The organism is Eximiradius sp. (assembly GCA_937127445.1).
Taxonomy (GTDB): domain Bacteria; phylum Bacteroidota; class Ignavibacteria; order Kapaibacteriales; family UBA2268; genus JAKIZO01.
Genome location: CAKZLY010000027.1, coordinates 1 through 15,156 on the forward strand (window position 1 = coordinate 1; position 15,156 = coordinate 15,156).

The 15,156-nt window shown below is 32.4% G+C and carries 15 protein-coding genes and 1 tRNA gene; 8 read left to right on the forward strand and 8 right to left on the reverse strand.

Annotated elements, in window-relative coordinates; genetic code table 11:
* Positions 1-100: 100 nt before the first annotated feature.
* On the reverse strand, positions 101-586 hold the full coding sequence (locus tag AC6QZF_RS08130) for a tyrosine-type recombinase/integrase (protein WP_499799383.1): 486 nt from the start codon (positions 584-586) through the stop codon (positions 101-103).
* Positions 587-1,083: 497 nt separating this feature from the next.
* Between AC6QZF_RS08130 and AC6QZF_RS08135 the strand changes: the two genes are divergently transcribed.
* The 8 genes from AC6QZF_RS08135 (at position 1,084) to AC6QZF_RS08170 (ending at position 6,723) form a co-directional block, all read left to right on the forward strand.
* On the forward strand, positions 1,084-1,791 hold the full coding sequence (locus AC6QZF_RS08135; RefSeq protein ID WP_499799384.1) for a DUF6994 family protein: 708 nt from the start codon (positions 1,084-1,086) through the stop codon (positions 1,789-1,791).
* A 236-nt stretch (positions 1,792-2,027) separates the two neighbouring features.
* Positions 2,028-2,807, forward strand: coding sequence for a hypothetical protein (locus AC6QZF_RS08140; protein WP_499799385.1), 780 nt, complete (start codon positions 2,028-2,030; stop codon positions 2,805-2,807).
* Positions 2,808-3,009: 202 nt separating this feature from the next.
* A complete protein-coding gene (locus AC6QZF_RS08145) occupies positions 3,010-3,600 on the forward strand; it encodes a serine hydrolase domain-containing protein (RefSeq protein ID WP_499799386.1) in 591 nt (196 codons plus the stop codon).
* A 76-nt stretch (positions 3,601-3,676) separates the two neighbouring features.
* Positions 3,677-3,985 carry a hypothetical protein gene (locus tag AC6QZF_RS08150; protein WP_499799387.1) on the forward strand — a complete coding sequence of 103 codons (309 nt, stop codon included), beginning with the start codon at positions 3,677-3,679 and terminating at the stop codon, positions 3,983-3,985.
* Between the two features lie 142 nt (positions 3,986-4,127).
* Positions 4,128-4,694 carry a Crp/Fnr family transcriptional regulator gene (locus AC6QZF_RS08155; RefSeq protein ID WP_499799388.1) on the forward strand — a complete coding sequence of 189 codons (567 nt, stop codon included), beginning with the start codon at positions 4,128-4,130 and terminating at the stop codon, positions 4,692-4,694.
* Positions 4,695-4,843: 149 nt separating this feature from the next.
* Positions 4,844-5,161 (forward strand): DMT family transporter, encoded by a 318-nt coding sequence (locus tag AC6QZF_RS08160; RefSeq protein WP_499799389.1) that lies wholly within the window; start codon positions 4,844-4,846, stop codon positions 5,159-5,161.
* 27 nt (positions 5,162-5,188) lie between these two features.
* Positions 5,189-6,106 carry a nitroreductase family protein gene (locus tag AC6QZF_RS08165; protein ID WP_499799390.1) on the forward strand — a complete coding sequence of 306 codons (918 nt, stop codon included), beginning with the start codon at positions 5,189-5,191 and terminating at the stop codon, positions 6,104-6,106.
* A 20-nt stretch (positions 6,107-6,126) separates the two neighbouring features.
* A complete protein-coding gene (locus tag AC6QZF_RS08170; protein WP_499799391.1) occupies positions 6,127-6,723 on the forward strand; it encodes a GNAT family N-acetyltransferase in 597 nt (198 codons plus the stop codon).
* A 98-nt stretch (positions 6,724-6,821) separates the two neighbouring features.
* Here AC6QZF_RS08170 and AC6QZF_RS08175 read toward each other — a convergent pair whose 3' ends face one another.
* The 7 genes from AC6QZF_RS08175 to AC6QZF_RS08205 form a co-directional block, all read right to left on the reverse strand.
* Entirely contained in the window at positions 6,822-7,118 is a 297-nt protein-coding gene (locus AC6QZF_RS08175; RefSeq protein WP_499799392.1) for a hypothetical protein, read from the reverse strand.
* A 16-nt stretch (positions 7,119-7,134) separates the two neighbouring features.
* Positions 7,135-8,424: an HAD-IC family P-type ATPase gene (locus AC6QZF_RS08180; RefSeq protein WP_499799393.1), complete on the reverse strand. Its 1,290-nt coding sequence runs from the start codon at positions 8,422-8,424 to the stop codon at positions 7,135-7,137.
* Positions 8,425-9,189: 765 nt separating this feature from the next.
* Positions 9,190-11,121 (reverse strand): ABC-F family ATP-binding cassette domain-containing protein, encoded by a 1,932-nt coding sequence (locus tag AC6QZF_RS08185; RefSeq protein WP_499799394.1) that lies wholly within the window; start codon positions 11,119-11,121, stop codon positions 9,190-9,192.
* A gap of 2 nt (positions 11,122-11,123) precedes the next feature.
* The gene (gene der, locus AC6QZF_RS08190; protein ID WP_499799395.1) at positions 11,124-12,449 is read right to left on the reverse strand and encodes a ribosome biogenesis GTPase Der; all 1,326 of its coding nucleotides are present in this window, start codon (positions 12,447-12,449) and stop codon (positions 11,124-11,126) included.
* A gap of 83 nt (positions 12,450-12,532) precedes the next feature.
* Positions 12,533-13,618, reverse strand: a complete 1,086-nt coding sequence (serC, locus tag AC6QZF_RS08195; RefSeq protein WP_499799396.1) for a 3-phosphoserine/phosphohydroxythreonine transaminase — start codon at positions 13,616-13,618, stop codon at positions 12,533-12,535.
* Positions 13,619-13,752: 134 nt separating this feature from the next.
* Positions 13,753-13,837: transfer RNA gene (locus AC6QZF_RS08200), tRNA-Leu, on the reverse strand.
* A gap of 67 nt (positions 13,838-13,904) precedes the next feature.
* On the reverse strand, positions 13,905-15,098 hold the full coding sequence (locus tag AC6QZF_RS08205) for a CaiB/BaiF CoA transferase family protein (RefSeq protein ID WP_499799397.1): 1,194 nt from the start codon (positions 15,096-15,098) through the stop codon (positions 13,905-13,907).
* Between the last annotated feature and the right edge of the window lie 58 nt (positions 15,099-15,156).

Sequence of the window (15,156 nt, forward strand, 5' to 3'; positions counted from 1 at the left end):
AGTAAGATTTCATCAAAAATATTTATTTTCTACATATATTTTGAAAAATAATAAATACAAATTGCAAGTTATAGTTTACGGCTAATATCCTTTTATTTTATTATAACAAATCCAACGGACTTTTAATTTCTGTAATTTTTGAGATACTTACTTGTGTATAAATTTGAGTAGTTTTAATAGAATTGTGACCAAGAAGTTGCTGAATTATTCTAATATCTGTTCCTGATTCGAGTAAGTGTGTAGCAAAACTATGCCTTAAAGTGTGAACCGATGCCTTTTTAGTAACCTTTGCTTTTTTTAGTGCTTGTTTCAAGATTGCTTGAATTGAACGAGCTGAGTATTTATCACCTTTTTGCCCTTCAAATAAATAATCTTTCGGTCTATATTCTTTATAATAATCACGAAGAAGGGATAAAAGTTTATTGGAAAGCATAACATAACGATCTTTTTTACCTTTAGCGGTCGTAATTCTGATCACCATCCGCTTAGAGTCTATGTCCTTTACTTTAAGTTCAATAACCTCCCCAAGTCGTAAACCTGCACTATAGAGATATAATAGATTTATGTTTGATGTTTTCAATAGCATTCAGAAGAAGAAGGATTTCTGATTTATCTAAAACAATAGGCAATTTCTTTTCGGTTCTGTCAGGATAAAGATAATTAAGCTTAAAATTTTTACGTAATAATTCATTGTAAAATAATTTGATAGCACCAACAAGAATCTTTTGATAAGCTTGGGAAATATTTTTTTATGAACCAAAGAATTAATATAATTTTCAATTAAAATAGGACTAATATGTTCTCAGCTTTCATATCTGGAAAATATGATAAAAAGTCTTTCAAAGCATTTGAATAAGCTTTGATAGTACTATAGCTATATCTTTTAATAGTTAAAAGTTTTTTAAAATTATCTAAATAATTCATATTCAGTTCGACGCAATTATAGATAATAATATACAAAATTAAGTATTTATACGCAATTAAAACACAATAAAAACAATATTTTTTTTAATTTTGCGTATAAAAATATAATTAGTGGCAAGCATAAACGACAGACACGTAAAGAGAAACTAAACAGGAAAAATGAAAATTGACATAACATTTAACGTTTATACAGACGCAAACGGTGGCGACCCGGACAGCACAAGTCCGACACTTCGCTCCTACCATAAAATGTTATGGAGTAAGAAATTGCCAAACGGAGAAAAATTAGAGTTAACCGACAAAAAAAGTGGTACGTATTTATATCACAAGTCAAAACTTGGAGAATTCAATTTGGGAAGTGATGCTATAACTCACTCGTACAGAAACCAGACGAGAAAACAATGGTTGATAAAACAAACTCCAAACGAAGTAAACGAACTCTTTGACATTGGTTCGACAATTGGTGCTTATACACTTTTTCCGAAAAATAAAATAGATAACAAGTTTACAATCAATCAAGCTCGTGGAGTAAACAGCTTAATTGATGATAGGTTCGACTTGACTTTGGAATGTATCAGACTTTTTTACGAAGGACAACAAAGCCCACTTTTCGACACTTTTTTAAGATATAAAAACTTCTTCGACTTGTTTGACAGCTTTAAAGGTTACATTGACTTTTTCTTACTCAACGACCTTGTTGACGAAAACGAGAATGTTAAGTTTTACTTACCGTTTGACAATTTCAAAACAAGACCAACATTTGCGGACGTTGAAGAATATTTGACTTACAAAAAAGGAGTAATGAACTTCATAAAAGCACGTAACAAACGAATTGACAATTATGCTAACCAACAGACGACAGAATAGAATGCCAGCCACTAACACGGGTTTTGCGTCAGGCGGGGTGACGTGCAAAATTGGAGCTTTGGACCTCTATTTAGGTCAAGTGCCTCTTGTTTACTAAAGTTATTTGTTTTAAAATTTTAGAAAATTTTACGCAATAATTAAAATAAATAATGATAAATTACATATAATTTGATGTTGGATAACAAAATATAAAATGCATATCTATGAAATATTTGATAATACTTTTTTTTAGTTTATTGCTCTTGAGTTGTGAAAAAGATGAATCCATAGACTTTCTTAAAGGTCCTTGGGTTGTAAGTACACTTAAGAATATTGAACTTTACACACGACCCAATAATTTCTCAACTTCAAAATCTCCAGACTCGACAACAATTAATTCTGTTTTGATTGACCAGAATTCATTTATTGATACTATTAATAAAAGATTACATATTAATTGTACAAGTAAGTTTAAAATTTACTTATTTAATAGGGATGAAGCCAAAGATTTAATTGGTACCAACACCGGTGGATATGCAAATCCAAAGGATGCCTCGATATATTATACCTTTTTTGAGAAGCCTTTTTTTTATCCTGATATGAACCTGTATTCATATTTAGGGCTACATGAATTGGTACATCTTATTACTTATGATGCATTTGGGCTTCCCAAAAATAGAATGATGATTGAAGGATATGCAGTGGCAATAGAGAATTCTTATGGTGGACATTTTGGGAACAATGGTGAGATGATTAGAACAATGAATCGAGATTGGATGAAGATATTTGTTGCAAATAACTCAATATTAACACCTAATGAATTACTTGAGGGTAATTATATACCTGAAGGGACGTATTATCCACAAGTAGGAACATTTATAAACTGGTTATTTGATAGGTTTGGTGTTGAGCAAATTAATAAGCTCTATATGGTAGATAAACAAGATTTTAAAAGGCGATTTAGGGAGTTGTTTAATATTGAATATGATGATATAGAAAAAGATTATTTAGAATTTTGTAAAAAAGAATTTAAATAAATACTATTGCCAGTATATGGTATAAAAAATTGTCGGTACATTGTGTTCTTAAAGGGTTTTTAGCGAGTTTTAATCTCTGTTCAGATTGATAGGAAATCGTTCGCAATCGGGAATTTTTCATACCAGTGAGAGTCAGATGCAATTTGCAGGAGCATAAAAGCTTATAGATAAATAAGAACTTTGCTTAAAATTTAATAGAAAAATGACGAAAAAGCTTCCTAATAATTTGATTGAATTACTAGAAAATGACTATCATAATATAGCAGGAATTGTTGTTCAAGACGATAACGAAACAATTTTTGAGAGTTATTTTCAGGGATACAATCTGAATGATACGATTCATATAGCATCGGTTACTAAAAGTATAATATCCGTTTTAATTGGTATAGCCATAGATAAAGGAGTAATACGTAGTGTTGAGCAGTATGTGTTGGATTTTTTCCCTGATTATAAAATTAAGAAAAGAGAAAGGACAATTCAAAAAGTAACAATTCAGCATTTGTTGACAATGACCGCTCCATATAAATACAAACATGAACCATATACTAAAGTATATTCAAGTGAAGACTGGACTCAATCAGCATTGGATTTATTAGGAGGTAAAACTTTAAGTGGGGATTTCAAATACACAACGATAGGATTACAAATATTATCAGGAATAATTGAAAAATCATCGGGAAAACCAGTACTTGATTTTGCAGCAGAAAACCTTTTTCAGCCTCTCAACATTGATAAACCCAAAAATATTAGAATAAACAGCAGGGACGAATACATGTCATTTCTTAAAGATTAAGTATGTAAATGGATGGATAATTGACCCAAACGGAACAAATACGGCAGGTTGGGGATTGACATTAACTACCAGAGGTTTGGCCAAAGTTGGACAATTATATTTGAATAAAGGCAAATGGGCTAATCAACAGATTATATCTCAAAGATGGATTGAAGAAAGCACCAAGATTCATAGCAAATGTGGTAATTTAACATATGGCTATTTATGGTGGATAATTGACAACCTGAATAATAATTATTTTGCAGCTATAGGTGATGGAGGTAATATACTTTATGTGGATTCAAAAAAGAAAATCGTAATTTCGATTACTTCTCGTTTTTTACCAAGAGCCAAGGACAGAATTGAACTGATTAGAAAACATATTTTACCATTACTTAAGAATTGATGGCAGTAAAAAATTACGCATAATATACGATAGCCGCCAATGTTGTTCTGCTTTGCATACGCCAAACAGAACAACATAAAACCTTGTACTGCGGTTTACAATTTTTCGTTTTGTAAATAGTTTGCAAGAATATAGTTTACCAATGAAAGATTATTTTAACAAAATAGACAATTTTATAAAATCCCTTGACAAAGAAACATTAGATTTGTTAGATAATATTTCTACTATACGTGAATTTAAGAAAAACGATTACCTATTAAAACATGGTAGCATTTGTCAAAATAGCTTTCTAATTAAACAAGGTACTGTTCGAAAATATCATTTATTTAATGGGAAGGAAATTACAACTCAACTATTATTTGAAAATGAAATAGCGGTTGCTTTTAACAGCTATACGCTGCAAGTTCCAAGTAATGAGATTATTCAGGCTTTATCAAATACTATTGTTTTACAAACAAATTATACTTTATTTCAAAAAGCAAAAAAAAATAATCCCAAATTATTGCAATTAGATTTGATGATAACAGAGTATTACACTTTATGGCTTGAAAATAGGTTTATAGAATTTCAAACTTTAAATGCTACGCAAAGATATTTACATCTATTACAAAAGCATCATAAAGTGATAAAAACTGTCCCATTAACCATCATTGCATCCTACCTTGGCATATCGCTTGAAACCTTAAGCAGAATTAGAGCCAATATATAAAATATTTGATGTAAGTCAAATGTTATTAAATTGATATTTAATAATTTTGTTGTATTCAACTTTAAAAATCTTAATATAAATAAGTTTTTAGAGTTGTCTTTTAAGAATCAGACGATTTATTAATAAAGATGTAAAAACTTCTAACTAATATGGGCTGGATTTATTTAATTATTGCAGGGTTACTTGAAATAGGATTTGCATTATCCTTGAAGTTATTAAACAAGCATAAAGGCCTACTGTGGGCAATAATCTTTCTGGTATGCACATTTGGAAGTTTTTATTTTTCATATAAATCTTTAAGCAACATCCCTATTGGTACTGCCTATGCGGTATGGACTGGAATAGAGGTTATAGGAACCGTACTATGTGGAGTTCTTATTTTCAAAAAACTCGTGACACTGATGCACATAGCATTTTTATTTCTAATCATTGTTGCTGTAACTGGTTTAAAGCTTTCAACAAACTAAATAATAACAACATAAAAAAAGGTTAATATGGCTATCCCAACATCAAGAACAAAAGCAAATGCACAAATTATAATTACTCCTGACAAATGTACGGGATGCGGGTTGTGCATATCAGTATGTAAAGACAATAGCTTAAGGCTTGAAAAGAAAAAAGTGAAAGTTAACCCTGAGGCTGTATTTGGCTGCTACGGATGCTGTCATTGCATGGCTATTTGCCCTACCAATGCTATTAAAATTGCAGGAAGGAAGGTAAATGAAGATGCAATTATTGAATTACCTCATAAATTGAACAATGCAACGTATGAGCAATTATTCTCTTTATTACAGCATCGTCGCAGTATTAGAAATTTTGTTAATAAGGAAATAGAATCCGGAGTAATTGAGAAAATATTGAATGCATCTCTAACTGCTCCAATGGGCATCCCCCCCTCAGATGTTCATATATTGATTATTAATGGGAGAGAAAAAACAAGAGCCTTCACATCTGATTTTTCGAATTATCTAAAGGGACTACGGTTAATAACTTCAAAGCCTGCATTGCTATTAATGCGACTTTTTTCGGGTAAAGCAATATATGAACTATTTAATGGCTTCATTGCACCACTGTTTGATGTATATACCTCAGAATTTGATAAAGGAAAAAATTACATAACGTATGATGCTCCTTTGTTGATGTACTTTTATGGTTCACCTTATTCAGACCCTGCCGATCCTATTATAGCCGCTACGTATGCAATGATTGCAGCTGAATCTCTTGGTCTTGGCACTTGCATGTTAGGGGCAATCCATCCATTTATCCAGAATGGGAAAAAAGCTGATGAATTTCGAATTAAACATAAAATTAAACATAAAAGCAAAGAGGGGTTGTTCTTGGCCATAGGCTATCCGGCTGTAAAGTACAATAAAGGCATCCGTAGAACCTTTGCATCAATAGATTATATTTAATAATATATAATTCAATAAGTATGAACATTTCAATAAGGTTAGGTATTAAACCTGAACATAAAGAGGACGCTGCAAAATTATTTGCATTAGCGTTTAAAAAAAAGTTAGTCAATATTTTAGGCAATACAGAGCAAGTTATTGCATTATTAAAAGATAATTTTTGTTTAAACCAAGCAATTACAGCTGTAACTGAAAATGGTGAAATTGTAGGAATTGCAGGTTTTCAAATAAAAAAGGTACCTCTTATCAATCTAAAGTATCACGACTTCGTTAATTATTTCGGTGTAGTAAAAGGTAGTTATAAGTTTTTGCTCATATATTTGATATTTGACAGAAAACAGGATAATAAGAACCAATTATTATTGAATGGTATAGTTGTAAAAGATGGATTTAGAGGTCACGGTATTGGTCAAAAACTCATACATGAGCTTCAAGTATATGCAATGAATAAAAATATGGATTCTATAAAACTTGATGTTATCGATGAAAATCCTAAAGCTAAAAAATTATATGAAAAATTGGGTTTTCGCTCTGTTAAACATATTAAAGTTCCATCATTTATTTCCAGGTTAATAAATGTTACAGGAGTCACAACAATGATAAAAAAAATAAAATAATACTATATAGGAAAAATAAAGAAAGCCGTGTTCGATGAAAAAATATTATCAGAAGATAGAGAAATTAACAATATATAGTATAACTTAGTATAATAAGATTAAATCAGTTTCGTCATCTTTTCGTCATCTGTTGTGTAATTTACAACATGATCAACATCAAACTCTTTAATAGCTACTATTAATACTCTTAATCCATCTTCATTTAATTCCCTTGAAATGCTAACAATATTATTTCTGAGTTTTTCATCAAATAGAATAATCTCATCGGTTTCAATTTGCAAAGCTCTGTCATCTCCTGGGTCGAAAGCAAAAGAACAGACATTCAACATTTCCTCAACTGCTCCTTTACAAATCAATAATTGTTTATCATTACTCTTTCTAACAATGACAGACATTCTCTTGCGATGGAAATCAAAAGGTATTTTCGTATTGTTCTTCAACTTTAAGAAAATTATGTACTTCTGTATGGTTTAAGACAGCAATGTCAAGCAGATTTCTTAAACCAGTTTGATGAAAACTATTTAAATAAGCCCATTTTAAAACTTCAACATCATCCTCACCAAGAACATTTAAATATTTTTCAAGGACCACCTTATCCAAAGTTAAAGTACCAGTTTTGTCTGTGCACAGTACGTCAATAGCGCCAATATTTTGTATCGAATTTAACCTTTTGACAATAACTTTAAATTTACTCATATTAACTGCCCCTTTTGCCAGATTGGCTGAAACTATCATTGGGAGCATTTCTGGAGTTGATCCAACTGCAACCGCTACTGCAAATAACAATGAGTCCATCCAGTCATGTTTTACGATACCATTTACTATAAAAACAATAGGAACCATAAACAGCATAAATTTAATTAATAACACACTAACTTGGTTAATACCCTTATCAAATGCAGTTTGTGGATTATTACCTACAATACTTTTGCTAATGTTTCCAAAATACGTATTGTTACCTGTTGCAATAACAATAGCTTCTGCTGTCCCTGTGAGAATATTTGTGCCCATAAAACAGATGTTATTTAACTCAGTTACCTGTAATTCACCTGTGTAAGTCATTGCCAAATCTTTTTTTTCGATTGGCATCGATTCGCCTGTCAGCATTGATTCGCTAACAAATAAATCTTTACATTTAATTATCCTACAATCAGCTGGAAGCATATTTCCTGCTGATAGTAAAATAATATCTCCAGGAACTAATTGTTTGAATTCAATTTCTTTCTTATTATCATATTTTCTAATCACAGTGGCTGTGGTTTTCACCATACTTTTGAGTTTCTGAACAGCCTTGTTATTCCGAAACTCTTGAATAAATCGAAGTAAACCACTTATCAATATCATAGCAGATACTATAATAACTGTCTTGTAATCTTCTTCACCTACATTTGCTAACAAGACATCAAGAATAAATGAGATTATTCCAATAAATGACAAAATATAAACAAAAGGATTTAAAAATGCCTTGAATAATTGCTTATACCATGTCATAACTTCTTCATGCGACACTTCATTTAATCCGTATTTCTCAATACGTTTTTCGGCTTCCTCATTTGATAAACCTAAAGGATTGCTGCTAAAAAAAGAGAAAAGTGTTTCTTCGTCCATTAATGACACCTTATGCATTAATATGTCATCAAATTTTGCATTACCATTATTATGGTTAATGAAAAGTTTTTTTGGTTTGATAAAATTAACCATATGAACCTCCTTTTTTGAGGCATAATATGAACAACTCATCATATAAAATTTGAAATCTAACTCAAATTTTATATGATAAAGAAAACTACCAGATTTGAGTTAAAGCAAGTTAGTTTGAAATGGTGTGATTAGAAATGGCTGGAGTAAAGAACACTCTAACAAGCAGACTGGGATAAGGGATATTGTTTAATACTTGAAGCCAATCTATCCCCTTCCAAATCAACTTCTACGGTCAGTTCTCTTATACTGCCAGGGTCGTCCATATATTGACTCTAATTAATTAAACAATTACCAATTACAATCATACAAATTATAAATTTAATATATTTTTTTTGAAAAAAATATATTGTATAATTCCGATAAAATAATATTTATTTTTATTGCATATAGCAAAAAACATAGTCAAAATTTTGAATAGTTTATAATTTCAATAATTATAGAAATATCTATATGCTATAAATATTTTTACAGGTTTTTTATAGTTTTATTAATTTTATAAATTTTACAGTAATCAGTAATTATCTTTTTTCAACTGTTCTTTGATGAAGTATGTTGCAAACAGTTCTACTGGAATATCTCGTTCAAACTCTTTAATAACCCTTCTATTTATTTCGCTTCTCTTTGTATTGTGAGTTTGCTATAATAAGATAGTTCTTTCTCTCACCTATGTTAAGATTTAATGTTCTTTATACTAATAGCCCATAATAACAATCAAACAATAAATTTTATCAAAAAATTATTTCCAATTGCTTATATGCTAATATGCTAAAAGCTAATTAATTTATTTTCTAAATTCTCCCATTCAGCATATTTTTGGTTGAGTTGCTGGCGAAGATAGTTGTATTGGTTACGCTTTTCGATAGATAGTTCTTTGTTTGAAAAGAAATCAGGATCCGCAAAAAGTTGTTCAATTTCGGCAATTTGCTCTTCCAGCGCACTAATTTGAGTTTCGCAATCTGCGATAAGTTTTTTGAGTTTGTTTTCTTGGCGTTGAATTTCTTTTTTTCTAATTCTATCTAATTGGGTTTGGCTTTGAGAGCTTGACGAGTTTTGATAATTAGGAGTTTTTCTCTCGATTTCTTTTAAATTATCGATTTTAATTTTATGCAAATAATCATCGATTGTTCCAAGATATTCTTTGATTGATTTATTTGCAAAATGATATGTCTTTTGAGTTAAATCTTTGAGGAAATCTCTGTCGTGTGAAACGATAATGAGGCTACCAGAAAAGCTCATCAAAGCATTTTTAAGAATATCTTTGGCAAATATGTCAAGATGATTGGTCGGTTCATCTAAAATAAGAAAATTAATTGGTTCAAGAAGAAGTTTTGCAAGAGCGAGACGAGACTTTTCGCCACCGGATAAAACTTTGACTTTTTTATAAACTGAATCACCACTGAAAAGAAAAGCGCCGAGCAAGCCTCTAACCTTGGTGCGCATATCGCCAGTAGCAGCATTATCAATAATTTCGAACACAGTGGCATTTTCATCAAGCATCAGCGAACGATGTTGAGAGTAATATCCAATATAGAGATTATTACCAAAAATCAATTCACCATCATAATCTTCTGTATTTGCAATTATTTTAGAAAAAGTAGTTTTGCCTTCGCCATTTCTACCAACGAAAGCAACTTTCTCGCCACGTTCAAGAACAAAATTTACATTTTCGAATACAATTTTATCATCATATTTTTTGGTAAGATTTTTAGTTTCAACAATAAGACGAGACGGGCGAGGCGGTTCGGGAAATCTAATATTCAAAGTTGCATTATCTTCATCTTCAATTTCGATAATGTCAATTTTTTCGAGTGCTTTGATTTTCGATTGCACGCGAGAAGCAAGAGTAGCTTTGGAACGGAAGCGCTCAATAAAACGTTCAGTTTCAGCAATTTGTTTTTGTTGGGCTTTTGCAGCGGCAATTAGCTCTTCCCTTTGTTTTTTCCTTGTCTCGATAAAATCTGAAAATTTTAATTCTAAATCGGCCAATTTCCCGCGAGAAAGTTCAAAAGTTCTATTAGTGATATTATCTAAAAATGATTTATCGTGAGAAATAATAACAATCGCACCGTAGTAACTCGACAAAAACTCTTCGAGCCATTGTACAGAATCGATATCGAGATGGTTTGTAGGTTCGTCTAAAAGGATGCAATTAGGCTTTGTCAGTAGAATTTTCGCGAGTTCAACTCGCATTTGCCAGCCACCACTGAACGAAGAGACGGGTTTTTGCATATCGAATTGAGAGAAACCCAAACCGAGAAGAACTTTCTCGATTTCAGCATCAATGGAAAAGGCACCGAGAATTTTTAGCCGTTCATTAGCAGCAGATAGCATTTCAATTTTTTTTAAATATTCAACGGATTGATGGTCCGAATAATCTGAAATTTGGAGAGTAAGAAAATCAACTAATTTTTCTAATTCTTGGATTTCGTTTAGAGCAGACTTTGTTTCTTCGAAAACTGACATTGAAGAATGAATATCCATTTCTTGCGGCAGATATCCAATTCGATAGTCATTAGGTTTAGAAACAGTCCCTTTTTCTGGTTCTTGTAATCCAGCAATAATTTTGAACAAAGTAGATTTACCGGTGCCATTGCGACCAATTAATCCAATTTTATCATTGGGTCGAATAATAAAAGAAATATTATCAAATAAATAATTTCCGTTGAATTGAATTGAGAGATTATTAACTTGTAACATATTTAGTGTAATTCCTCATAAGGCACATTCTTTCTACGAAAAACAAAAGAGATAGGAGTTCCATCAAAATTGAAGTTTTCGCGAAGTATTCGTTCCATAAAACGTTTATAACTATCTGGTAATAAATGCGGATGGTTTAAGAAAAATGCAAAAACAGGTGGTTCGGTGCCGACTTGTGTAACGTAGTTAATTCTCAAATCAAGTCCTTTTACGGCTGGTGGAGGAGTTTTTTCAAAGAATGGCAGCAATATAGCATTAAGTTCAGAAGTTTTAATTCGAGTTTTTCGACGTAAATCAATTTCTTTGGCAATTTCAATAATTTTAGTAATTCTTTGTTTGGTAAGAGCAGAAATATATACAATTGGGACAAAGTCGAAAGTTCGTAATTCCTTTCTGATAATGTTAGTAAATTCATCAGCAGTTTTATAGTCTTTTTCGATAAGATCCCATTTATTTACTGCAATAATAATACCCTTTCGAGCATCATTAACAAGATTTATAATTTTTTTGTCCTGATCTTCCAATCCGCGAGTAGCATCAATTAGAACAACTCCGATATCACAACGTTCGATAGCACGCAAAGTACGCATAGTACTGTACATTTCAACATTTTCATTAATGTGAGTTTTTTTTCGAAGTCCAGCAGTATCGACCAGAACAATTTCTTCGCCATAATATTTAACAACGGAATCAATTGAATCTCTTGTTGTACCGGGGATATCGGTTACAATACTTCGATCTTTTCCGAGTAAAGCATTAGAAAGACTTGATTTTCCAACATTAGGTCGGCCTACCAAAGCGATTTTAAGGCGACTATCTGTTTCTTCGATATCTGCTTCCTTCAAGTTTTCTGCAACTATGTCAAGAAAATCACCTGTATTGAAACCACTTAACGCAGAAATAGCATAAGGTTCGCCTAAGCCAAGCGAGTAAAATTCGTAGCTATTAGCCATTTGAATAGAATTATCGCATTTATTAACAATAAGAACAACTGGCTTATCGGAACTTCTCAAAATATTTGCGATATCCATGTCAAAGGAGGTTACACCATCTCGACCATCGCAAACAAACAAAATCACATCAGCTTCGTCGATAGCAATCATTGCTTGTTCACGAACAGAACGTTCCATAATATCTTCGCTTCCAGGGATAAAGCCACCAGTATCGACAAGCATAAATCTTTTGCCATTCCACTCGGAATAGCCGTAAATTCTATCTCGAGTAACTCCGGGAGTATCTTCAACAATCGCTTGCCTTTGTCCCACAAGGCGATTGAAAAGTGTAGATTTGCCAACATTGGGGCGTCCAACGATTGCTACAAAATTCATTTTCTCCTCACACAATTAAATTAAATCGGGTTCAGTTAGAAATATACAACCGAACCCGATTAATATTTTAGAAATTACAAGTGTTATTTATTCTCTTTCATAAATTCTTCCATAAAACGCACTAATGCTTCAACCCATTCGATTGGGCAAGCATTGTAAATCGAAGCACGAACTCCACCGACGCTTCTGTGACCCTTCAAGTTTGTCATATTATGGCGTTTTTTAGCCTCTTCGATAAATTTTGCTTCTAATTCAGGAGTATTGAGATTGAATGTAACATTCATCAAAGAACGATCTTCTTTATCTGAAACAGTCGGCTTATAGAAGTTGTTGTTTGCATCCATAAAATCATATAAAAGATTAGCTTTTTTATAGTTATTCTCTTCGATTGCTTCAAGTCCTTGTTTCAAAATCCATTTGAATGTGCGACCGACAACATAAACAGGGAAGCAAGGAGGAGTATTGAACATAGAAGCTTCTTTAACATGAGTTTCATAATTAATCATAGTTGGAAGTTCTTTTCTTCCTTTTTCGAGCCAAGATTTTTTGATAACCACTAATGTAACACCAGCTGGACCGATATTTTTTTGTGCACCAGCATAAATTAAATGATATTTCGAAAAGTCACGTTTTAGGGCAAACAAATCTGACGACATATCAGCAACAAGAGGCACATTGCCAGCATTTGGGATATGATTTTCTTTATATTCAGTACCGTAAATAGTGTTGTTGGTAGTTATATGTATGTAGTCAGCATCTTGTTCAACTTGTATATTTTTAGGAATATAGTTGAAATTTTTATCTTCTGAGCTAGCGATAATGTTTGTATTGCCAACAAACTTAGCTTCTTTTGCAGCTTTTTTCGCCCACACACCAGTGAGTACATAATTAGATTTGTTGATCAAAAAGTTGGCAGGAACCATATAGAACTGCAAACTTGCCCCACCGCCAAGGAAGAGAACGCTATATTCTTCTTCTGACAAACTCATAATTTTCAAACAATCCGCTTGCGCTTCTTTAATCACAGCATCATATTCCTTCGAACGATGACTCATTTCCATAATTGACATACCTAAACCGTTAAAGTCTAAAGCGGCTTGACTAGCTTCTTGCAAAACTTCATAAGGAAGAACAGCTGGACCTGCACTAAAATTAAACGCTCTATTCATAATTTTCTCCAAAAAATAGTCAAAATGTATTCAAAATTAACATAAATAATTGGAATTTCATAATGATTTAAAGGAATTAACTGCGAAAAAAATACTTAAAACAATAAATTGAATAAAACATTAAAATGAAAAAGTGCTCGGAGAGGGACTCGAACCCTCACGGGCTATTCGCCCACAGGATTTTAAGTCCTGTGCGTCTACCTGTTCCGCCATCCGAGCACATTTTAGATTTCAAAAATAAACAGATTTTTTATTATAACCAAATAATTTTAAAAAATATTTGTAATTAAACAATGCCCTGTGCTTTAAATTCATCTATTTCTTCTTTTGAATATCCAACGCTTTGCAAAATTTCGTAAGTATGCTGTGATAGAGTCGGAGGTGGTGTTTTGACCAATCCTGGAGTTTTTTCAAACTTGGCAGTTAAATTGAAAAGCTTCACTTTGCCAATTCCTTGGAGTTCAACTTCTGCAAAAGTGTTTCTATGTTCAATTTGCGGCTGGCTGACCGCTTCATCTAATTTCAAGATCTCACCTGATGGCACACCTGCATCATTTAGTTTCTCAACCCAATATGAAGTAGTATTTTGCTGCAATTTTTCTTCCAGAAGTGGAGTAAGTTCGAAACGATTCGCCTTTCGTGCATCGCGTTCCTTAAATCTTGGGTCTTCTTTTAATTCTGGGGCACCAAGAATGTCGGCAACTGCATGCCATTGTTCTTGTTTATTTGCAGCAATATTAATATAACCATCTTTCGTTTTAAAAGTACCAGAAGGAGCGGCAGTAAAATTGTCATTACCGAGCAGCTGTGGATGTTGCCCGCCAAGCATCAGATTAGCAACGACCCAACCCATAAATGGCATAACAGAATCAAGCAAAGCAACATCGATAAATTGCCCCTCCCCTGTTCGTTCACGATGGAAAAGAGCAGCCATTACAGCAAAAGCTCCATTTATTCCCCCAATTGTGTCGCAAACCGGGAAACCACAGCGTAATGGATTAAGTTCTGGCGTGCCATTGATTGCCATCACACCGCTTAATCCTTGAATAATCTGGTCGTAAGCTGGTTTGAACGCATCGGGACCAGTTTGTCCAAATCCAGAAATGGCAAGGTAAATTATTCGTGGATTAATTTCAGCAAGTTTCTTGTAACCTATTCCTAGTCTGTCCATAACTCCGGGTCGAAAGTTTTCGACAACAACATCAGCTGTTTTAACTAATTTCAAGAAAATTTCTTTTGCTTTTGGTTCCTTTAAATTGAGTGTAACAGACTTCTTATTAGCGTTTTGAGCGATAAAACTTGTGCCAAGAAGCTTATTGTTGTAATCCGACACACAACCAAGTTTACGAGCAAGATCCCCGGCATCAGGGTTTTCAATCTTGATGACTTCTGCACCTAATAATGCAAGATGTAAAGTTGCAAAAGGTCCAGATAAAACATTTGTTAAATCAAGAACGCGAATACCATTTAAAATTTCCATAAGTATTATTAATTAAGTATGAAACATAAATGAAATCAAATTACAAATTAAATAAAAA